This is a genomic window from Halanaerobium sp. (assembly GCF_003070835.1).
In genome coordinates this window covers 1-2731 of the sequence record NZ_QBLR01000392.1, presented here as the reverse complement: position 1 = coordinate 2731, position 2731 = coordinate 1, and the positions used below count along the sequence as shown (strand labels likewise).

Here is a 2731-nt window from a genome sequence, read left to right as displayed (position 1 = left end):
CTATTATAAAATTTTAACATCTAAGGTGGATTAAATCCAGTCATTCCGTTTAAAGAGCCAGTATTCAATTCCAATAATCACCAGCATTAAAACTGAAAAAATCCCAAAAGCTGCACTGCTTTCAGTCCCGGGCATCCCACCAATATTAATTCCAAATAAGCCGGTTAAAAAACCCAAGGGTAAAAAGATACTACCAACTATAGAAAGAATATACATTGTTCTATTCATCTGATCATTTATCTTATTATTTAATTCTTCCTGAACCAAAGCTGCCCGATCACGAATTGTATCCAGCTCTTCAATCTGGCGAATTGAGCGGTTAGAAAATTCATAAATATATTCTTTATCATCTTCATCCAGCCAGGCAATTTTTTCTTTATATAACCGGGCCATTGATTCTCTCTGAGGTACTATATAGCGCCTGATAATAACAGCTTCTCTTCTCTTTTCTGAAATCATTGAGCGAAGTTTAGATCTTTCAGCTGTTAAAACTTCTTCTTCCATTTTATCAATCTGCTCTTCAATATCATAGATATAATCACTAATCCGGTCAATTATCCCATCAAGCACTCTGATTAAAAAATCGGCAGTATTCCGGGGGCCGTCTCCACTCTGATAACTCTTATCAATATCATCAATGGTAAATACCCGCTCACTGCGGGTGGTAATTATTCTGCCGGGCTCGATCCACAGATGCAGAGAAACCATATCTTCTTCATCTGAGTCAGGATTTAAATTTAAGCCCCGCAGGTTGAGCAGAATTCCGTCTTCATCTCTTAAAACTCGAGGTCTGGTTTCTTCGGAAATCAGCTCTTTAATTACAATATCAGATAAACCGCTTTTTTCTTTTAACCAATCTTTGGCTTCTGTCTCCAGCACATTAAGGTGATACCAGCTAAAGGAATCTTCATTTTTGTTAGAAATTTCCTCGGATAAATTTTCAAATTTTTTAATATAATCTTTTTCTATATAGTAACCTGTAATCAGTGCTGCCATAAATACCTCCCCCTATCTAAAAGGTGCCTCCATCCCAGCCCCACATTGCACCTGGAGCATCAGCAAACTCAATATAAATTCTATCCTGCTCTATTTCCAGCTCCTGTTCAATAAATTCACAGATAAATTGAGATAGTTCTTCCGTCATTGACTGCTTGAGACCAATACTTTTAACTTCAATGAAAGCAGTTTTTTCAGTACTACCGCCAAATGTCATCTTTAGATTGGCCTCCAGAGCTGTCATAATATACGATTCTGGCTTTCCAAGCTGCTCTGCCATCTCAGCTGATAATTTTTTTAATAATTCTTCCTCTTTTTTTACTTTTTGATTGGTCTGAACTTTAATAAATGGCATTAAAACCACTCCTTTTAATTTTAGTTTGATCATCTCTACTCACTTAAATTGCGAACTATACCATATTTTCTTAAAACTATTAAATCTGCATCAATTCTGCCGCTTGTCTCCGGGGCATAATCTACATCAATCAGCTCAATAAACTCTGCTGTATAATCCTTTAAAACTCCATTATATTTAACCCATTCACTGCCTTTTTTAAGCTCTAAAATTACTCTTTCTCCTATATAATCCTCAAGCAGTGGCTCATAGGATGTTTCAACCAGACCATAGAGCTCATTTTTCATCTTATTAACTTCGCGGTCATTACTGCTGATAGCTGCTCCAACAGGAGTTGTTTTGGAAAAATGACTGGTCAATAAATTTATTATCTCAATAACAGCATCTTTAATGATTTTTAGAAAATTTAAAATAGAACGCCTGAGACGGAGCCAGCGGGAAGGATGAAAAGTTTTTTTAAAATCTTCTTCTCTCAACTTTTTCCCTTCCTCAGTTAGGTCTTTGTGGTAGCGGACAACTGCCTGAATATCTGGGTATTCATTTTTATAAAGTAGAAAGCTTAAAAATTTTAGATTTTTTTCATCCTTTATTATCTCTGGATAGTTAAACTTTAAGCCTGAACTTTTTAAATTTAATTCTCCTTTATACTGCTGACCATTTAATAGTTCTAAAGTGACGATATCATCTCTAAAATCTTTAAGGCATTTATCTTTTTTAATTTTTCTTAAGACAACTGCCAGCAGTGCTGAAAGAACAATAAATATAATTGTTATTGTTGTAGTATCCAAAATTTAGCCTCCTCAGCCATAAATTTATTTAAGCAGCTCAAAGATTAAGTTTAAAATTTAGCTGTTATCAATTTCTTTAATTACCCGGGCTGGATTACCACCAACAAAATGACCTGCAGCTACATCTTTAGTTACCACTGCTCCAGCTCCGATTACAGCACTATCACCAATTTTAACTCCCGGCTGGATAACTGCTCCCCCACCAATCCAGACATTATCTCCAATCTCAACAGGAAAACCAAGTTCCCGGCCTGAGTTGCGGGCCTTTTCTTCCAGAGGATGAGTAGCAGTATAGATCTGGACTGCCGGCCCCAGCATCACATTATCTCCAATGGTAATTGTATTTACATCCAGTAAAACACAGTTGTGATTCGCATAAAACATTTCTCCAACTTCGATATTATAACCATAATCACAGTAAAAATTAGGCTCTATGTATGGTCCCTTATCTGTCTGCAGCAGTTCTTTTAAAACAAGATTTTTCTTTTCACCTTCCTGAGGAGCCAGATTATTATACTTATAGCATAATTTTTTTGCCCTTAATCTATCTGCTGCCAGTTCTTTATCCTGAGGATTGTACATCTCTCCTGCT

At 36.1% G+C, this 2731-nt stretch carries 4 protein-coding genes; all 4 read right to left on the bottom strand.

What is annotated here, in order from left to right; genetic code table 11:
- Window positions 1-30 precede the first annotated feature (30 nt).
- Window positions 31-996 carry a zinc transporter ZntB gene (locus tag CI949_RS19490; RefSeq protein WP_290769503.1) on the bottom strand — a complete coding sequence of 322 codons (966 nt, stop codon included), beginning with the start codon at window positions 994-996 and terminating at the stop codon, window positions 31-33.
- Between the two features lie 16 nt (window positions 997-1012).
- Entirely contained in the window at window positions 1013-1351 is a 339-nt protein-coding gene (locus CI949_RS19485) for a phenylpyruvate tautomerase MIF-related protein (RefSeq protein ID WP_290769500.1), read from the bottom strand.
- 35 nt (window positions 1352-1386) lie between these two features.
- Window positions 1387-2139, bottom strand: coding sequence for a hypothetical protein (locus CI949_RS19480; RefSeq protein ID WP_290769497.1), 753 nt, complete (start codon window positions 2137-2139; stop codon window positions 1387-1389).
- Between the two features lie 57 nt (window positions 2140-2196).
- On the bottom strand, window positions 2197-2731 hold a 535-nt coding region (locus CI949_RS19475), incomplete at its 5' end, for a sugar O-acetyltransferase (protein ID WP_290769494.1).

Coding starts and splice junctions, on each gene's coding strand:
- CI949_RS19485 (WP_290769500.1), bottom strand. CDS start 1,351: ATGCCATTTATTAAAGTTCAGACCAATCAAAAAGTAAAAAAAGAGGAA.
- CI949_RS19490 (WP_290769503.1), bottom strand. CDS start 996: ATGGCAGCACTGATTACAGGTTACTATATAGAAAAAGATTATATTAAA.